This is a genomic window from Mycolicibacterium pyrenivorans, assembly GCF_025821625.1.
In the GTDB taxonomy this organism is placed as follows: Bacteria; Actinomycetota; Actinomycetes; order Mycobacteriales; family Mycobacteriaceae; genus Mycobacterium; species Mycobacterium pyrenivorans.
Genome location: NZ_JACKSH010000192.1, coordinates 1 through 17,488 on the forward strand (window position 1 = coordinate 1; position 17,488 = coordinate 17,488).

Genomic DNA, 17,488 nt, shown 5'->3' on the forward strand with positions numbered 1-17,488 from the left:
TACCTCGTCGACGCCGATGCTATGGCCCGGGTGGACGGCGGGCCCGAGTCGCTGCTCCGGCTCGACGAGCGCAGGCGGCTGTCCGGCCGGCCGCCGCTGGGGCCGGCGCTGCTCACCCCCGACGCGCTGGCGGCCGGCCTGCCCGCACCGGTCGTCACCGTGACCGACACCCCGCTTGCGCGCGAGACCGACTACGGCCGGGTCGACGATCACTCCTCGGCGGTCCGCGCCGCCGGGGATCCGCGCAACACGTTCAACCGGGTGCCCGACTATCCCGCCGGCGATACCGACCCGATCTACGGACAGTGGAGCGGTGGCCGCATCTCGGTGTCCAGTTCGGCGTCGGACTCCACGGCCTTGCCCAACGTCTCACCCGCCTCCGCGCCGCCTGCGGCGATCGACGGGGACGCCTCGACAAGTTGGGTGTCCAACGCCCTGCAGAACGCGATCGGCCAGTGGCTCCAGGTCGATTTCGACCGTCCGGTGACCAACGCCACCCTGACGATCACCCCGAGCGCCACGGCCGTCGGCGCCCAGGTCCGCCGGCTCGAGGTCGCCACCGTCAACGGCACCGTCACGGTGCGGTTCGAGGAAGCCGGCAAGCCCGTGACGGTGGCGCTGCCGTACGGGGAGTCGCCGTGGGTGCGGATCACCGCAGTGGGCACCGACGACGGCTCTCCCGGCGTGCAGTTCGGCATCACCGATTTCACCGTCACCCAGTACGACGCCAACGGATTCGCCTTCCCTGTCAACCTCCGCCACACCGTGGAGGTACCCGCACCACCGCCGGGTTCGGTTGTCGCCCAATGGGATCTGGGATCCGAACTGCTTGGCCGTTCCGGTTGCGCCGAGAGTCCCACCGGGGTCCGGTGCGCGGCGGCGATGGCGCTGGCCTCCGAGGAACCGGTCAACCTGAGCCGGACGTTGACGGTACCCGAACAGACCACCGTGACACCGACCGTGTGGGTGCGCGCCCGCCAGGGACCGAACCTCGCCGACCTCATCGCCGCCCCCGACACCATCAGGGCCACGGGCGATTCCGACCCGATCGATGTCCTGGGTTCGGCCTATGCCGCCACCGACGGCGACCCGGGCACCGCGTGGACGGCACCGCAGCGCGTCGCACAGCCACGCACTCCACCCACCCTGGTGCTGAAGCTGCCCACCCCGCAGAACGTGGCGGCGTTGCGGGTGACGCCCAGTTCGTCTGCGCTGCCGGCACATCCGACGATGATCGCTGCCGACCTGGGTGACGGGCCAGAGGTGCGGCGCCTCACCGAGGGCACCGAGACATTGAACCTCAAACCCCGCGTCACCGACTCGATCACGGTGTCGCTGCTGGACTGGCATGACGTGATCGACCGCACCGCACTCGGTTTCGACCAGCTCAAGCCGCCGGGGCTGGCGGAGATCGTGGCGCTCGACGAGCGCGGCGAACCGATCGCCGCCGCCGATGCGGACGCCAACCGCGCACGGACCATCAGCCTGCCGTGCGGGCGCGGCCCGGTCATCGGTGTCGCCGGACTGTTCGTGCAGACATCGGTGACCACCACCGTGGGGGCGCTGCTCGACAACGCACCCGTCCAGGCACGTCCGTGCCGCAGTGAGCCGATCACGCTTCCGGCAGGGCAGCAGGAGTTGCTGATCAGCCCGGGTCCGGCGTTCGTCGTCGACGGTGTCCAGCTGGCTGCGCCTGCGGCGGGCCGACTGGGCTCGGCCACAACGGATTCCGTCCTCATCGGCCAGTGGACGAGCGACCGCCGCGAGATCGACGTGCCCGCGTCGGACACGGCCCGGGTGCTGGTGGTGCCCGAGAGCGCCAACCCCGGGTGGACCGCCCGCAGCGCCGACGGTGCCACCCTGACCTCCGCCACGGTCAACGGCTGGCAGCAGGGCTGGGTGCTGCCTGCTGGCGCCGAGGGAGGCGTCACGCTGAGTTTCCCGTCCAACGCGACCTACCGGGCCGGGCTGATCGGCGGCCTCGCCCTGCTGCCCCTCCTGGTAGCGCTGGCCTTCCTGCCGCCCCGGCGCCGTCTCTCGCCGTTCCCGGCCGCGCCGCCGTGGCGGCCGCCTCCTGCCGTCCGCGGCGCGGCGCTGATCGCGGCGGCGGCCGTCATCTCGGGATTGGCGGGGGTGGCGGTGGCCGGAGCGGCGCTCGGCATACGGTATCTGCTGCGCGGACGCGAAACGCTCTGGCACACACTGACTCTCAGCACCGCCGCGGCCGGCCTGATCCTGGCAGGGGCGGTGCTCAGCCAGAACCCGTGGCGTTCCGTCGACGGTTATGTGGGTCACGCGGCGGGAGTTCAGTTCCTGGCCCTGTTGTCGGTCGTGGCGGTGACGGTGTCGGCAATTCCACAGGCGGACCGCGCCCCGGATGTGCAGGATGACTGACCCCGCCGAAATTGCATTCCAGCAGGGAGAATTCGAGTACCGGTCTGCCGGAATGCAATTTCGACGCTGAGGCTAGCGCGCGACGGCTGGCTCGGTCTCGTCGCTGACCGACGAATCGAGAGGCGTCGGGTCGACACGTCTCTCCCAGCGGCGCAGGGCATTTCGGCACGGCGATTCCACCAGCGCGTAGCTGACCGCGGCGATCGCGAAGCCGAACACCACCGTCAGCACCAGCACGACGGGCATGTGGCCGTTGAACGCGAACTCGCCGATCACCGGGAACACCATCGCCAGCGCGGCCAGGTGCCAGACGAACAGGCCGTAGGACCAACGTCCCAGCGTCACCATGATGTCGCTGCCCAGGAACCGGTGCGCCGTGTCGGGGCGGTCGAGAACCAGCGGAGCGAGCAGCGCCCCGGCCACGATCGCACCCATCGCGGTCTTGACGATGAACTGGTCGACGGTACCCGGGGTGAGGCCCTCCGGACCGGCCGCCGGTGAGGCCGCGACCAGGAAGGCCGCCAGCGCGACAACCGCCATCAGCACGCGCCGCCGCGCCAGGCGGTGCACCCATCCGATCGGGCTGACGGTCAGTTCAGCGAGCAGCATGCCCGCGGCGAACCACGACAGGAACGCCGGCGGCCAGTTCAGCGGGTTGACACCGAACGGCGGCTCGACGGGGATCAGCCGCCACATCAGCCCCCAGCCCAGGCTCGCCACCGCCGCGGCGGCGATGACACCGATCCGCGCTCCCACCGGAACCCGCCGCACCAGCAGCGCCAGAAACGGCAACGCGATGTAGAACGCGACCTCCACCGACAGGCTCCACATCTGCGTCAGCCCCCCGGTGAGGGTGAACGGCACGTAGATCTGTGTCAGCGTCAGGTTCGCCAGCCACACCGTGAGGTCCGCCTCGGAGTCCGGCAGCAGCGTCAGGATCACCACGACGGCGACGAGGTAGCCGGGCATGATGCGCACGATGCGCGACCGCAGATAGTGCCCGGTCGACGGCCGAGACCGCAGACCCCGCGCCGCGGCGGCGTGTCCGCGCCACAGCAGGAAACCCGAAAGGGCGAAGAACACGGCCACCGCCAGATCGAAGCGGCCGAGCAGCCGGCCCGAGAACCCGCCCGTGTTCCCGGTCTGGAAGGCGACGTGGGTGACGACCACTCCGATGGCCGCGCACGCGCGCATGCCCTCGACGGCGGGCAGGAACCCGCGCGTCCCGCCGACGGCGCCTGCGTCGCGCCCTGCGGTGTGGGCCGTCACGGATGCGGTCACGACGAACAGTGTGCCCGTCGGGCCGGCCGGGATGAAAACGACCGGGGCCAAAACGAGTACTGCCGACCGCGCAGACCCGTGGGATGACGTCGACGTGACGACAGGTTCGCGAACGGGTTGTAGTAAGCGACGGCCTTAGCTTGTGCTGTTAGGGTCGAACGGGTTTTGTGTCTCCACCGGCAGCCCATCAGACCGAGGTAGGGGCCGGTGACGGCGCGCGAAGGGAGACCGGTATTGAACCGCGCAGTTGCGCTGCGGATCGCCGCGTGCGGAATCATGGGCCTCGGCGCCGCGCTGCTCATTGCCGCCTTGCTGTTGTCCACGTACACGACGGGCAAGATCACCAAGATCCCGCTGAACATCGACGCCACGCTGATCAGCGAGGGCACCGGCACCGCGTTCGAGCCCGCATCGCTGAACAGCCAGCGGTTCGTCGTCGACGAGGATGTGCCGCTGGTGATGCAGCAGGAGATCACCGTGGAGTCGCCGTCGAACGCCGACGTGGTGACCCTGCAGGTCGGCAGCACGGTCAAGCGCAGCGATGAGCAGCAGGACAACGGTCTGTTGCTGGCGATGGTGGACACCGTCACGCTCGACCGTAAGACCGCACTCGCGGTGTCCAGCGAGAGCAACCCCGGTGGCGCCGTCCAGAAGCCGCGGGCGATCGAGGACGAGGACCCGCCGACCAACATCGCGCTCCCGCACGAGGGGCTGGCGTACCGCTTCCCCTTCGACACCGAGAAGAAGACCTATCCGTTCTTCGATCCGATCGCCCAGAAGGCCTACGACGCCAACTACTCCGGCGAGGAAGACGTCAACGGGCTGACCGCCTTCAAGTTCACCCAGAACGTCGGCTTCGACTCCGACGGTGAACTGGTCGAGCCGGTGAAGTACGCATCGCTGTACGACGACGACGCCGACGCCCAGGCGACGGCGCGCGCGGCGCTGTGGGGCCTCGAGGGCGACCCCGAGGAACCGATCACGATGACCCGCTATTACGCCGCCCAGCGCACGTTCTGGGTCGACCCGGTGTCGGGCACCATCGTCAAACAGTCCGACCGCGCCTATCACTACTACGCCCGGGAGGCGCTGCGTCCCGAGGTGACGTTCGCCGACTACACCGTCACCACCAACGAGGAGTCCGTCGAATCCCAGGTGGCCGCCGCCCAGGACGAGCGCGACCGGGTGTCGTTGTGGAGCCGGATCCTGCCGATCACCTTCACCGCGCTCGGGTTGATCGCCCTCGTCGGTGGCGCGCTGCTCGGATCGTTCAGCCTGCGGGCGGAGTCGATGCTCATCGATCCCGGTCTCGACGACACCGGTCAGCGGTTCTTCGGCGGCCGGGGTGACGAGGGCGAGCCGGTACCGGGTGCGGAAGCCAAGACCGAGAAACTCCCCGCGCAGCGGCCGTCCGATCTGCCGCCCGACAAACCGGTCTGATCGCCCGTTTCCTTTCGCCCCCGCGGGCGCGCTCGTTGGCGGTGCCGGCGTACGCGTTGGTGCTGACGCTGGCGGTGACGGCGCCGCTGCTCGCGCCCGGGTATCTGCTGCTGCGGGACGCGGTGTCCACGCCGCGGTCGTATCTGTCCGACACCGCGCTCGGCTTGTCGCAGGCCGCGCCCAGGGCGCTGCCGCAGGACTTCGCGGTGGCACTGGCCTCGGCGGTGCTGGACGGCGGCGTGGTGGTCAAGACCCTGCTGATCCTCGGGCTGTGGCTGGCGGGCTGGGGAGCCGCCCAGCTGGCGGCCACCGTGGTGCCCGAGGCCGGGATCGCCGGCCAGTGTGTCGCCGTCACCATCGCGATCTGGAATCCCTATGTCGCAGAGCGGCTTCTGCAAGGTCACTGGAGCCTGCTGGTGGGCTACGGCTGCCTGCCCTGGGTGGCGGCGACGGTGCTGGCGCTGCGCTCCGGATCTCCGCCGGAATTGCATTCCAGCAGCGAAAGTGCGAGTGGACACCGGCTGGAACGCAATTCCGGCGGGAAGGTGGCGGCGCTGCTGTTCTGGATCGCGCTCGCGGGACTGACGCCGACGGGCCTGTTGCTGGCCGCAGCGATCGCGCTGGCATGCGCCGTGGCTCCGGGTGACGGGCGGTCGCGCGGGTTCTGCGCGGCGCTGAGCCTGGGTACGGCGGCGGTGGCCGCGCTGCCCTGGCTCGTCGCCTCCGTCGTGGCGAGCGGGTGGCTGGCCACGGCCGACGAATCGGGGGTGCCCGCGTTCGCGGCGCGGGCGGAGCCGGGACTGGGCACCCTGGGCGGCCTGGCGAGCCTCGGCGGCATCTGGAACGCCGAGGCGGTGCCCGCCTCGCGGACAACACCTTTCGCGCTGGCGTCGGCGCTCGTGTTGCTGGCCGTGGTCGCGGTGGGGGTGCCGTGGCTGATTCGCCGCAGGGTCGCGGTGCCGTTGCTCGTCGTCGCGGCGGTCGCTGTCGTGGCGCCCGCGGTGGTGGCGACGGGTCCGGGTCTCGCGGCGTTGGAGGCGGTGATCGGGGCGATGCCCGGGCTGGGCGTGCTGCGGGACGGCCAGAAGTGGGTGGCGCTGGCGGTGCCCGGCTACGCGCTGGCCGGGGCGGCCGCCGTCGTGGTGCTGCGACCGCGCGTCCCGGCAGCGGTGACCGCGACGGTGTGCTGCGCGGCGCTGGTGGCGACACTGCCCGATCTGGCGTGGGGTGTCGGCGGCCAGGTGTCACCGGTGCGGTACCCGGCGGGATGGGCGGCCGCGGCCGCCGTCATCAATGCCGATCCCCGCCCGGTCGCGGTGTTGCCCGTCGACAGCATGCGTAGCTTCGGGTGGGCGGGGGACGCCCCGGTCCTCGACCCGCTGCCTCGATGGGTCCGCGCCGACGTGCTGAGCACCGGGGACCTGACGATCGGCGGGCGCACGGTGCCCGGTGAGGGCGCCCGGGCGCGCGAGGTGCAGCGACTGCTGGTCGCCGGGGCCGACAGGGAACGGCTCGCCGCCGCGGGAGTGGGCTGGGTGGTCATCGAACGGGGAGAAGGCGGGGCACACGGAGAAGACGGGGCCCCGACTCTGGCGCTGCCGGTGGCCTACCGCGACGCCGACCTGACGGTGTACGCCGTGGGTGGGGACACGCCGCCCTCACCTCACCGCGCCGTCATGGTCGCCGCTCACGCGGTGTGGCTGGGCCTGCTGGGCCTCGGCCTCGCCGGGATGCTGCTGTTCGCGCTGCGCAGGCGGCCCGGTCAGGCGGCGCAGACTGCCGGAAGCACGAGGTAGAAGGGCCACAGGCCGGCGACGAACAGGTAGGCGCCGATACCGCCCCCGGCGGGCAGCCGCGTCTGCAGCAGGTCTTCGAGGTGGCGCACGTCCTCGACGTGGAAGAACGCCCACGCGACACCGATGGTCACGTAGGGGATCGCGAGCCACAGGCCCGTCTCGAGGACGTCGGCGACACTGACGCGTCTGCTCAACACGCGGCGCGTGGCTTCCCGGACACCGGACATGTCTCCCCCTCAGACCAGCCTGCGTTGCCGCCGGACACGCATCCGGACATCGGCGAGCAGCACGTAGCTGCCGCCCTGCCGGACGAAGCCCGGCAGGAACCGGTTCACGAAGGCGACGAAGAGGAACAGGTGCTCGAACCACCATTGCCGGGCCGGACCCCACGTGAGGCCGAGCGTGTCACGAAAGACCGGCGCCAGAAAGCCCGCGGTGAGGAACTTCAGCAGCGGCCGGAACGGCAGTCCCAGAAGCGGATTGATCATCCGCAGGTTGATCAGGTCGAGCAGGTAGGCCCGCACGACGTCGTCGACGGCCACCTGTTCGCAGGCGGTGTCCCAGTAGTCGTCGAACTGCGCCCGGGTCGGGGGCCACTGGTCCTCGCTGACCTGCAGCGTGGTTCCCAGCGGCCACGCCGAGGTGTAGAACTGCTCGGACTGCTCCGGGGTCATCTCGCCGCGCAGCAATTGGTAGGTGTCCTCGATGCCCACGAACAGGCAGGCCGCCACCCACATCTGCAGGTCCCGGTCGAATGCGTTGTACTGCACCGGACTGTCCGGGCCGGACTTCACCTGCCGGTGCGCTCCGTTGACCGCTTCCCGGAAGGCGGCCCGGTCGTCATCGGTTCCGATGACGGCGACGGCCAGGTATTGGAACGTCGTGCGGGCCCGCTTCCACGGATGCTTCATCAGGGCGCCGGAGTCGACCTTGCTCTCGACGACGCCGTGGCCCACGCCGGGACGCGACAACTGCATGATCACGTTGGCCGCGCCCGCGGCGAACGACCAGAAGTCCATGGCGTCGGCGGCCGTCACCGGTTCGTCGCTCCAGCGCGCGGTGCGGCGGGTGATGCGGATTCGGTTGTCGGTCATGGCGTGCACACGTCGGCGACCAGCAGCACGGGCCACGACACGACAGCCCAGACGAACGCGGCCGCTTTCTCGGGTGCGCCGAGGCCGGCGAGATCGGCGGTGTGGGTCAACGACCAGACGACGCCGACCACCAGGTAGGGCACCGCGGCCAGCAGCGCGGCGCCGATCCATTCGGCGAGCGTCATCTCGTAGTCCAGAACCCGGCGCAGGTCGCTGAGCATGGCGGTTATGTTAATGCCGATACTCGACGGTGTCTGCTATTCGTACCGACGAGCAGGCACGTGATCGCAGGTTTCGGTAGTGGTGTTGTGAACGCTGCTCAGATCACGCCGCGGATCATGTTTCCGGCGTGCGCCGACTCGAGCACGATCCGCATCGCATCCGCACTCTGCTGCCAGGAGAACTCGCCGCTGCGCACCTGCGCCTTCACGCCGAGTTGGTCGCGCAGGACCTCGTCGCACAGCAGGCGGTCGAGGCCGTCGACCAGACCGTGGTAGTCGTCGACGAGCAGGCCGGTGACCCCGTCCACGACGGAGTCCGACAGTCCGCCCGAAGACCGGTAACCGATGGTGGGCACCCCGTGTTGTGCGGCCTCGACGACCGCCAAGCCCCATCCCTCTTTGCGGGACGGCAGCATGTGCACCCAGCTGCGTTGCAGCACATCGTGTTTGGTGACGTCGTCGACGTGGCCGTGGAACGTCACCGCATCGGAGATCCCCAGGCCCTCGGCGTGGTCGACGAGGCGCTGCGCCCACCAGCCGCCTCCGAGAACGTCCAGGTGCAGGTTCGGTATCCGCTGTCGCAGATGGGCGATCGCGCCGAGCGCGTCCTCGATCTGCTTGTGCGGCACCAGCCGGGACAGCACCACGACCCGTGGCGTCGCCGACCGCGGCACGGTCAACGTGTCCTCGGGCGCCGGGTCGACGCCGTTGCGGACGACGGCGACGTGGTCGGCCCTCACGCCGAGCAGCGCGAGGTCCCGTGCGGAAGGCAGCGACACCGTGACGTACTGGTTGCCCCGGTGGATGCGCGGCGACAGTCGCGACTCGACGAACCACCCGATGCGGCTCATCACCCGTCCGGCCACCGGCCACTGTTCACGGTGGCAGTGGTGCACCAGGACGACCGTGCGCCGGCCGTACACCAGCCGGGACAGAAAGGGCAGCCCGTTCTGCGTGTCGACGACGACGTCGGGACGCACGTGGCGCAGCGGACCGAGACCGAGCATCGCCGCCGCCATCGCCAGCCCGGCCCGCACGTACACCGAGTAGCGTCCGCCAGCGCGCTGGATCTGGACCCCGTCGACGGTTTCGCGGCGGGCGGCGCCGGGATAGTGGGCGGTGCGCAGCGTGACGCGCACGCCGGACGCTGCGAGTTGCGCGCCGATGCGCTGCAGGTAGGTCTCACTGCCGCCGCCCTGGGGATGACCGGTGTCGCGCCAGCACAGCAGCAGCACCGAACGCAGCGGCCGGTGGGTCGACGGATCGGGGTGGTCGGACATCGGGTTCAGAGTAGCCGCGTCCTAGGGTGGCCGAGATGGCGGCAACGGACCTTCTGGCACGGCGGGCGACGCTGTCGCGTTCGCTGCGCCTGCTGTCACAGTTCCGTTTCGAGCAGAGCGACCCGGACCGGTTCTACGGCGCGCTCGCCGCCGACACGGTCGCGATGGTGGCCGACCTGTGGACGTCGGTGGACGGTTCCCCCGCGACCGGCCTGACGGTGCTGGACGTCGGCGGCGGCCCCGGCTATTTCGCGTCGGCCTTCACCGACGCCGGACTGCACTACATCGGCGTCGAACCCGACCCTCGCGAGATGCACGCCGCAGCACCGCGGCTGCACCGCCCCGCGGGGGTGTTCGTGAGGGCGTCGGGCACCGCGTTGCCGTTCGCCGACGGCTGCGTCGACATCTGCCTGTCGTCCAACGTCGCCGAGCACGTCGCCGAACCCTGGCGGCTGGGCGACGAGATGCTGCGGGTCACCAGGCCGGGCGGGCTGGCGATCCTTTCCTACACCGTGTGGCTCGGCCCGTTCGGCGGGCACGAGATGGGGTTGACGCACTATCTCGGCGGCCGCCGGGCCGCGGACCGATACGCGCGCAAGCACGGCCACCGACCGAAGAACGACTACGGATCGTCGTTGTTCGCGGTGAATGCTCGGGACGGTCTGAGGTGGGCGGCGGGCACCGGCGCTCTGGTCGCCGCATTTCCCCGCTACCACCCCCGATGGGCATGGGGGACGGTCCGGGTGCCACTGCTCCGTGAGTTCACGGTGAGCAATCTGGTGTTGGTGTTGCGGCCGTCGTGAGGGGCTGAACTGCAACAGGTTCTCGTTTGGTCCATCGGTGGGTAATGTGACGGCCATGACACTGCGGACGCGAGGAGCGATATGACCCAGAGCACTGCCTTCAAGACCGAGTGGGACAAGTTGTTCATCGGCGGCAAGTGGGTCGAGCCGGCCACCTCGGATGTGATCGAGGTGCACTCCCCCGCCACCGGCGAACTGGTCGGCAAGGTGCCGCTGGCGTCCGAGGCGGACGTCAACGCCGCCTGCGCGGCCGCCCGCAAGGCGTTCGACGAGGGACCGTGGCCGCAGATGTCGCCGGCCGAGCGCGCCGAGATCCTCGGCCGCGCCGTGAAGCTCATGGAGGAGCGCGGCGACGAGCTGAAGTTCCTGTTGGCCGCCGAGACCGGCCAGCCCCCGACGATCGTCGACATGATGCAGTACGGCGCCGCGATGTCGTCGTTCAACTACTACGTCGGTGCCGCGGACAAGTTCACCTGGCAGGAGATCCGCGACGGCATCTACGGCCAGACCCTCGTGGTCAAGGAGCCGATCGGGGTCGTCGGCGCCGTCACGGCGTGGAACGTGCCGTTCTTCCTGGCCGCGAACAAGCTCGGTCCCGCGCTGCTGGCGGGCTGCACGGTCGTGCTCAAGCCGGCCGCCGAGACACCGCTTTCGGTTTTCGCGATGGCCGAGATGTTCGCCGAGGCCGGGCTGCCCGAGGGCGTGCTCTCGATCGTGCCCGGCGGCCCGGAGACCGGCCGCGCGCTGACGGCCAACCCGGAGTTGGACAAGTTCACGTTCACCGGCAGCTCGGGGGTCGGCAAGGAGATCGGCAAGCTCGCCGCCGAGCGGCTCAAGCCGTGCACGCTGGAGCTGGGCGGTAAGTCGGCGGCCATCATCCTCGAAGACGCCGACCTCGATTCCACGCTGCCGATGCTGGTGTTCTCCGGCCTGATGAACTGCGGCCAGGCCTGCGTCGGGCAGACCCGGATCCTGGCGCCCCGGTCGCGATACGACGAGGTCGTGGAAAAACTCGGGGAAGCTGTCCGAAATATGCCGATCGGGCTGCCCGACGATCCGGCCGCGATGATCGGCCCGCTGATCTCCGAGAAGCAGCGCGAGCGCGTCGAGGGCTACATCAAGAAGGGCGTCGACGAGGGCGCCCGCGTCGTCACCGGCGGTGGCCGCCCCGACGGGCTCGACGGCGGCTGGTTCGTCCAGCCGACGGTGTTCGCCGACGTCGACAACTCGATGACCATCGCCCAGGAAGAGATCTTCGGACCCGTCCTGGCGGTGATCCCCTACGAGGACGAGGACGACGCGGTGCGCATCGCCAACGACTCGGTCTACGGGCTGGCCGGCAGCGTCTACACGACCGACAACGACAAGGCCCTTCAGATCGCGCGCAAGATCCGCACCGGCACCTACGCGGTCAACATGTACGCGTTCGATCCCGGCGCCCCGTTCGGCGGCTTCAAGAACTCCGGCATCGGCCGGGAGAACGGCCCCGAGGGCATCGAGGCGTACACCGAGGCCAAGAGCATCCTGCTGCCGTTCGGCTATACACCGGCGACCTGACGCCCGATGCACGGCGAGCGTACGGTTTCTGACGGATTTCCACCGATTTCCGTCAGAAAACGTACTTTCGGCGCGCCCGGGGAGTCGAAGAACGGCGGCCAGCTGGCGCGGTAGGCGGCCATGCCGCGAACCCCGTCGTAGGGCTTCGGGACGTCGAACATCACGATGTCGTCGGTGTGGGCGGCGAGCACGCCCTCCAGATCGCGGGCCCGGATCGCCGCGACCCACCGCTCGATGATCCCGCGGATCTCGGTTTCGTCAGTCATGTCGGTTACGACCTCCGCCGACGGCGGCACTCATCGCCGACCCGGTCAGAAGCCGGCTTCGGACAGCTCCATCGCGGTGAGGTCGACCGCCTGCAGGATCGCGTTGTCCGCGGTCAGCCGTGGCAGCACGTTCTTGGCGAAGAACTTCGCCGTCGCGACCTTGCCGGTGTAGAAGTCGCGGTCGCGCTGACTGACGTCGCGGTCCAGGGCGGTCAGGGCGACCTCGGCCTGCTGCAGCAGCAGCCAGCCCAGCAGCAGGTCCCCGACCGCCAACAGGAACGGCACCGATTCCAGCCCGAGCCGGTACAGCTCTCGGGAGTTCTGCTGCGAATCGACCAGGAACTGGGTCATCGCGGACACCATCGCCTGAACGTCGGCGACAGCGGTCGCCAGCAGCGCGCGGCCCTCGGCCAGTTCCGGGTGTGCCGAGCCGTCGTCGAGGAACCGGCGGATGTGCGACACCACGTGCATCAGCGCACCGCCCTGGTCCCTGGCGATCTTGCGGAAGAAGAAGTCCTGCGCCTGGATGGCCGTGGTGCCTTCGTAGAGCGAGTCGATCTTGGCGTCGCGGATGTACTGCTCGATCGGGTAGTCCTGCAGGAAGCCCGATCCGCCGAGGGTCTGCAGCGACTCCGTCAGGCACTGATAGGCCCGTTCGGAACCCACACCCTTGACGATCGGCAGCAGCAGGTCGTTGACGCGGCCCGCCATCGCGGCGTCGGCGCCGGAGACGATGTCGGCGGCGACCGCGTCCTGGTGCGCCGCGGTGTAGAGGTACAGCGCGCGCAGACCCTCGGCGTAGGCCTTCTGCGTGAGTAGCGCCCGACGCACATCCGGGTGGTGGATGATCGTCACGCGGGGGGCGGCCTTGTCGGTCATCTGGGTCATGTCCGCGCCCTGGACGCGGATCTTCGCGTAGTCCAGCGCGTTCAGATAGCCGGTCGACAGGGTCGCGATGGCCTTGGTGCCCACCATCATCCGGGCGTACTCGATCACCTTGAACATCTGCGCAATGCCCTCATGGGTGTCGTTGACCAGCCACCCGACCGCCGGGGTGCCGTGCTGGCCGAACGTGAGTTCACACGTCGCCGACGCCTTGAGCCCCATCTTGTGCTCCAGGCCGGTGACGAACACCCCGTTGCGTTCACCGGGCTCACCGGTCTGCGGGTCGAAGTGGAACTTCGGCACCACGAACAGGCTGAGGCCCTTCGTGCCGGGCCCAGCGCCCTCCGGTCTGGCCAGCACCACGTGCAGGATGTTCTCGAAGAGGTCGTCGGTGTCGCCGTTGGTGATGAACCGCTTGACGCCGTCGAGATGCCAGGTGCCGTCGGGTTGCGGGATCGCCTTGGTGCGGCCCGCACCCACGTCGGAACCGGCGTCCGGTTCGGTGAGCACCATCGTCGCGCCCCAGTTGCGCTCGATCATCAGCGACGCCCAGTGCCGTTGCTGCTCGTTGCCGATCGCGTTGACGATGTCGGCCATCTTCGGGCCGGCCGAGTAGATGAAGGCGGCCGGCTGAGCGCCGAGCGCGAACTCGTTGATCGCCCACTCCACCGTCGAAGGCGCGGGCACCCCGCCGATGTTCGCGGCCATGCCGACGCGGAACCAGTCCCCGTCGTACCAGGCCCGGAACGCCTTCTTGAAGGGTTCGGGAATGCTGACCGTGTGGGCCGCCGGGTCGAACGTCGGCGGGTGGCGATCGGTTTCGGCGAACGCCTCGGCCAGCGGCCCTTCGGCCATCTTGGCGGCCTCGTCGAGCATCTGGCGCACCGACTCACCGTCGAGGTCGCCGAACGCACCCGTGGCGAGCACCTTCTCCAGCGCGAGCATCTCGAACAGGTTGAACTCGAGATCGCGAACGTTGCTCTTGTAGTGGCCCATGCTGCGCCCTCCGGTCTTCGCCGCCGTCGCGAGTTCGCTGCCAGACTACGACGCCGGGAGCGGGCCCGTCAGGCTCTGCGCCAGCGCGCGCAGACGAAGTCGGCGTTGCGCGCGGTGTCGACCAGTGCCCATTCCGACCGGATCGGCAGCACGCGGGAACCCGCCCCGAGCGAACACGGAGCGTAGGACACGATCATCTCGTCGATCAGCCCGGCCGTCGCGAACTGGGCGGCGACGTCACCACCGCCGACCAGCCACACGTCCTTACCCCCGGCGGCCGACACCGCCGTGGGGTACAGGTCGGCGACGTCGCCGGAGAACGTCTGCACGGGGTGCCCCGCGGCGATGATCTCCGGTCGGTGCGTCAGCACCCACGACGGCTGGGAGTACATCCACTCGCCGGGCTGGTTCTTCACGATCCACTCGTAGGTGTCGGCTCCCATCACCAGGGCGCCGACGGTCTCCATGAAGCCCTCGATGGAGAACGGCCCGGCGGAGTCGATGTCGCGGGAGATCAGCCAGTCCAGGCTGCCGTGGTCATCGACGATGTAGCCGTCCAGGCTGGACGCGGTGTAGTACACGCATGCCATGTCAGGGTCCTCTCATCCAGGCCAGTGGGTCTCCGAGCCTGGTGTCCACGCCGTGGCCGGCGAGCATGCCGCGCGCCAACTCGCGGCGGTGCGCGGAGTAAGTGAGCACGTGCGCGACGATCCCGTACAGCTGGAAGGACTCCGGCGGGTCGCACAGCGCGTCGATGACGGTGTCACCCAGCCGTCCCGCCACCGTGTACTCGGAAATCATTGCGCGCCAACGCTTCGCGATGTCGTCGTGATGAGCGGCGAGCCCCCTGGCGTCGACGAACTGCGGTTGGGTGGACGAGCGCGGCGGGAAGTCCTCGGCCGCGATCGTCGCCAGCCAGACCTCCTTGTTCCACACGAGGGCGCCGAGCACCGCGCCCACGCTGGGTTCGGGTCCGTCCCACTCGAGCACCGTCTGCCCCGGTGCGACCTCGGCGACCCACTGCTGCGGGGTCAGCTGCGCCGCCCGGTCGAGCAGGTGGGCGGTGTCGTCGACGTCGTGGACGACCATCAGCTGCGTGACGTCGGGGGCATCCGCGTCGGCCGGGTGCGCGACGGTCGGGGAACTGTCCAGCCACAGCGACTGGGGCGGGTGGAAGTGCAGACCGTTGGGGGCGGACAGGCGGAAGTGCACGTCCGCGGCCTGTGACGGCGGCACTCCGTAGGTGCGGCGGAACGCCCGGGAGAACACCTCGGCCGAAGACCAGCCCTCGTCGGCGGCCACCGCGGACACGGCTTCGCCGCGCTGAAGGCGCCAAGCCGCCCGCTCCAGCATGACGCGGCGGCGCAACGCCGCCGGGGACTCGCCGGTCAGCCTGCGGACCTCGCGGGAGAAGTGGAACTCGGAGGCGTAGCTGCTGCGGGCCATGTCACCAACGTCGCTGTTGGATGCGTCGGTGACCGCGTCGAGAAGCTCACGGAGCCGGTCGCGGCGGCCGACGAGCGCTTGCGCGAGGAGCGGGTCGCCCGGTGGATCGGTCACGGTGTCCGAGTATCGTCGCCCGCCGGCGCGCGGGACATGACATTTCCTGCTGTAGTCAGCTGTCGAGCACCCGGGCGATCCGGGCCTCGACCTCGAGACGGTTACCGAGATCCGCCAGGTCGATGCCGAACCGGTCGGCCAGCACCTCGAGCACCTGGGCGGCGGTGTCGAGGCGGATTCTCTCCGTGCCGCCGGGGCGGTGGATCGCGAGATTACGGCCCCGCAGGTTCCACCGCTCGTCGTCGGTCACCAGCGCGGCCGACAACCCGACGACGAACACCGACTCGGGGTGCGTCGAGACGTACCAGCTGCCGACCTCGAGGTCGATGCGCGGCTGCGGCCGCGCGCTGAGCAGGTACAGCGGCTGCCAGGCACCGCGGATCTCGGCCTGCAACTCATAACCTTCGGCGTGCTCGAGCAGTCGGTAGGGCTCGTGGCGGGTCGGCTGCACCGGGCCTGCGGCCAGCCGGATCGGTGAGGTCAGGGTCTGGCCGCCGAAGCCGACGTCGACGAGGTACGGGTCGTCGGCCGACCCGGGCATCCGCACCGACAACACCTGGTGGGTCTGCGCGGGCAGCGCGTCGTCGTCCTCCCGCATCCAGACCACTCGGCCCGCCAGTCGCTGCACATCGAGACCCAGTTCCTCGAGCACATAGCCCAGCAGGCCGTTGTGCTCGTAGCAGTAGCCGCCGCGGCGCCGGTGCACGAGCTTGTCGGTGAGCGCCTCGACCGACAGATCGGCGACCGGGACGCCCATCAGCGGGTCGAGGTTCTCGAACGGGATGGACCCGTTGTGCGCGGCCACGATCTGGCGCACGGTGTCGAGGGTCGGCTCGGCCCGTCCGCGGTAGCCGATACGGGAGAAATAGGCTCTGAGGTCGGTGCCCATGCCGACATCGTGCGACCTCAACTGCACTTCACGTCAAGTTCCGGTCTCGTTCCGGGCGGGTGCGGCGTTCGACCTTGACGGGACACCGCCGGTCCTGAAGTCTTCGGTCACGGCCCTGATGCACGCCTTGGCCGGGTTACCCGAGGTGAGCACTGGGTACACTCGAAAAACTAGAACACGTTCCAATCCGACTTCAGTCTTCCAGGGGGCCGCCGTGAGCTCGACAGATATCGAGACGTCCGAGGTCACGAAGTGGGACCCGGTCCTCACCGAGCGGGTGATGACTCTTCTCAAGCCGTTCCTCAAGGGCTGGCACCGCTCCGAGGTGCGCGGGCTCGAGACGTTCCCCGCAGGCGGTGCGCTGGTGGTGGCCAACCATTCCGGGGGTCTGTTCCCGATGGACGTGCCCGTCTTCGCCAGCGGCTTCTACGACGAGTTCGGCTACGACCGGCCGGTGTACACGCTCAGCCACGACATGCTGATGGTCGGGCCGACGGGGGCGTTCTTCAAGAAGACCGGGTTCATCCCCGCCAACCACCGCAACGCCGACGAGGCGCTGCGCTCCGGGGGCGTCGTCGTCGTCTTTCCCGGCGGCGACTACGACGTCTACCGGCCGTCGCTGAGCGCCAACAAGATCGACTTCGACGGCCGCACCGGTTACGTGCGCGCCGCCCTCAACGCGGGTGTTCCCATCGTGCCGACGGTCGGGATCGGCGGCCAGGAGAGCCAGCTGTTCCTCACCCGGGGCACCGACGTCGCCAAGGCCCTCGGCCCCATCGCCCGGATGTTCCGGGCCAAGATCGTCCCCGTCTCGTTCGGTTTCCCGTTCGGCCTGTCGGTCGTCCTGCCGGTGAACGTGCCCCTGCCCGCCAAGATCACGATGAAGGCACTCGAACCGATCCACATCGTCGAGGAGTTCGGCGAGGACCCCGACATCGACGAGGTCGACGCCCACGTCCGGCGGGTGATGCAGCGGGCCCTCGACGAGCTGGCCAAGGAGCGCCGCCTCCCGGTGCTGGGCTGACG

The 17,488-nt window shown here is 69.7% G+C and carries 16 protein-coding genes; 6 read left to right on the top strand and 10 right to left on the bottom strand.

The features are described from left to right. Window positions 1-2,394 (top strand): discoidin domain-containing protein (locus tag H7I57_RS22520; RefSeq protein WP_264026172.1); only part of this gene is annotated, 2,394 nt, incomplete at its 5' end. Window positions 2,395-2,466: 72 nt separating this feature from the next. Here H7I57_RS22520 and H7I57_RS22525 read toward each other — a convergent pair. Continuing rightward, window positions 2,467-3,588, bottom strand: coding sequence for an acyltransferase family protein (locus tag H7I57_RS22525; protein WP_264026221.1), 1,122 nt, complete (start codon window positions 3,586-3,588; stop codon window positions 2,467-2,469). 321 nt (window positions 3,589-3,909) lie between these two features. Between H7I57_RS22525 and pgfA the strand changes: the two genes are divergently transcribed. After that, the gene (gene pgfA / locus H7I57_RS22530) at window positions 3,910-5,115 is read left to right on the top strand and encodes a cell envelope lipid trafficking protein PgfA (protein WP_264026173.1); all 1,206 of its coding nucleotides are present in this window, start codon (window positions 3,910-3,912) and stop codon (window positions 5,113-5,115) included. A 41-nt stretch (window positions 5,116-5,156) separates the two neighbouring features. Further along, complete coding sequence (locus H7I57_RS22535) at window positions 5,157-6,911, top strand: MmpA family trehalose lipid delivery protein (protein WP_464489920.1); 1,755 nt, start codon at window positions 5,157-5,159, stop codon at window positions 6,909-6,911. On the opposite strand, the gene H7I57_RS22540 is transcribed toward H7I57_RS22535, so the two are convergent. The 4 genes from H7I57_RS22540 to H7I57_RS22555 form a co-directional block, all read right to left on the bottom strand. After that, the gene (locus tag H7I57_RS22540; RefSeq protein ID WP_264026175.1) at window positions 6,878-7,138 is read right to left on the bottom strand and encodes a hypothetical protein; all 261 of its coding nucleotides are present in this window, start codon (window positions 7,136-7,138) and stop codon (window positions 6,878-6,880) included. The genes H7I57_RS22535 and H7I57_RS22540 overlap by 34 nt on opposite strands. Before the next feature lie 9 nt (window positions 7,139-7,147). Next, entirely contained in the window at window positions 7,148-8,005 is an 858-nt protein-coding gene (locus H7I57_RS22545) for an oxygenase MpaB family protein (protein WP_264026177.1), read from the bottom strand. Continuing rightward, window positions 8,002-8,226: a hypothetical protein gene (locus tag H7I57_RS22550; RefSeq protein WP_264026179.1), complete on the bottom strand. Its 225-nt coding sequence runs from the start codon at window positions 8,224-8,226 to the stop codon at window positions 8,002-8,004. Before H7I57_RS22550 ends, H7I57_RS22545 begins: the two co-directional genes overlap by 4 nt. A gap of 98 nt (window positions 8,227-8,324) precedes the next feature. Continuing rightward, the gene (locus tag H7I57_RS22555; protein WP_264026181.1) at window positions 8,325-9,506 is read right to left on the bottom strand and encodes a glycosyltransferase family 4 protein; all 1,182 of its coding nucleotides are present in this window, start codon (window positions 9,504-9,506) and stop codon (window positions 8,325-8,327) included. Between the two features lie 35 nt (window positions 9,507-9,541). Between H7I57_RS22555 and H7I57_RS22560 the strand changes: the two genes are divergently transcribed. Both H7I57_RS22560 and H7I57_RS22565 read left to right on the top strand, forming a co-directional pair. Further along, entirely contained in the window at window positions 9,542-10,309 is a 768-nt protein-coding gene (locus H7I57_RS22560) for a class I SAM-dependent methyltransferase (protein ID WP_264026183.1), read from the top strand. Window positions 10,310-10,390: 81 nt separating this feature from the next. Then, window positions 10,391-11,866 (top strand): aldehyde dehydrogenase, encoded by a 1,476-nt coding sequence (locus tag H7I57_RS22565; protein ID WP_264026185.1) that lies wholly within the window; start codon window positions 10,391-10,393, stop codon window positions 11,864-11,866. Here H7I57_RS22565 and H7I57_RS22570 read toward each other — a convergent pair. The 5 genes from H7I57_RS22570 to H7I57_RS22590 all read right to left on the bottom strand — a co-directional run bounded on the left by H7I57_RS22570 (window position 11,848) and on the right by H7I57_RS22590 (window position 16,462). After that, a complete protein-coding gene (locus H7I57_RS22570) occupies window positions 11,848-12,132 on the bottom strand; it encodes a YybH family protein (protein ID WP_264026186.1) in 285 nt (94 codons plus the stop codon). The two genes, H7I57_RS22565 and H7I57_RS22570, sit on opposite strands and share 19 nt — an antisense overlap. 45 nt (window positions 12,133-12,177) lie before the next feature. Beyond that, window positions 12,178-14,013, bottom strand: coding sequence for an acyl-CoA dehydrogenase (locus H7I57_RS22575; RefSeq protein WP_264026187.1), 1,836 nt, complete (start codon window positions 14,011-14,013; stop codon window positions 12,178-12,180). A gap of 68 nt (window positions 14,014-14,081) precedes the next feature. Next, a complete protein-coding gene (locus H7I57_RS22580) occupies window positions 14,082-14,603 on the bottom strand; it encodes a dihydrofolate reductase family protein (RefSeq protein WP_264026189.1) in 522 nt (173 codons plus the stop codon). A 1-nt stretch (window position 14,604) separates the two neighbouring features. Further along, the gene (locus tag H7I57_RS22585; RefSeq protein ID WP_264026191.1) at window positions 14,605-15,573 is read right to left on the bottom strand and encodes a helix-turn-helix domain-containing protein; all 969 of its coding nucleotides are present in this window, start codon (window positions 15,571-15,573) and stop codon (window positions 14,605-14,607) included. Between the two features lie 55 nt (window positions 15,574-15,628). Beyond that, window positions 15,629-16,462 carry an arylamine N-acetyltransferase family protein gene (locus tag H7I57_RS22590; RefSeq protein WP_264026192.1) on the bottom strand — a complete coding sequence of 278 codons (834 nt, stop codon included), beginning with the start codon at window positions 16,460-16,462 and terminating at the stop codon, window positions 15,629-15,631. Window positions 16,463-16,742: 280 nt separating this feature from the next. Between H7I57_RS22590 and H7I57_RS22595 the strand changes: the two genes are divergently transcribed. Then, the gene (locus H7I57_RS22595; protein ID WP_275081584.1) at window positions 16,743-17,486 is read left to right on the top strand and encodes a 1-acyl-sn-glycerol-3-phosphate acyltransferase; all 744 of its coding nucleotides are present in this window, start codon (window positions 16,743-16,745) and stop codon (window positions 17,484-17,486) included. The last annotated feature ends 2 nt before the right edge of the window (window positions 17,487-17,488 follow it).